Annotated in this window: 1 protein-coding gene; it reads right to left on the bottom strand. The window is 74.2% G+C overall.

Going from position 1 to position 414, the window contains the following annotated elements:
- The coding region (locus D7X55_RS47020) for a DUF5691 domain-containing protein (protein WP_233610480.1) at positions 1 to 414 on the bottom strand (414 nt) is incomplete at both ends.

Genomic DNA, 414 nt, shown 5'->3' with positions numbered 1-414 from the left:
CAGCGGCGCATCGTCCGCGCCCAGGCCCGCCTGCAGCGCGGCCACGAACGCGGCACGCTCGCGTGCGGGCAGTTCCTTCAGGCTGTCCTGCAACCGCGTACGCGCCGCCGCTACATCCTCCAGGCGCTGCTGCTGGAACACGGCCAGGCGTGCCTCGCTGCTGCCCTCTTTCCAGACCTGCTCGACCTCCTCCGCGCTGGCCTGCGCTTCCAGCGGTGCAGACGCATAGCGCCACTCCGGATTGCAGGCCGCCAGCCAGTAACCGCGCACCCCCAGCACCGCACGCAGCGCCTCGCGCAGCACGGCCAGGCGCGCGCCTGCCTCCAGCGCCTGTGGCAGCACCGCCACCGGCAGGTGCCGGCCGTGTGCGGCCAGCTGCGCGCAGGCCTGCAGCCGCAGCCGCTTGCCCCAAGG

The organism is Corallococcus sp. AB049A (assembly GCF_003668885.1).
GTDB lineage: Bacteria > Myxococcota > Myxococcia > Myxococcales > Myxococcaceae > Corallococcus > Corallococcus interemptor.
This window is presented reverse-complemented; position numbering and strand designations above follow the sequence as displayed.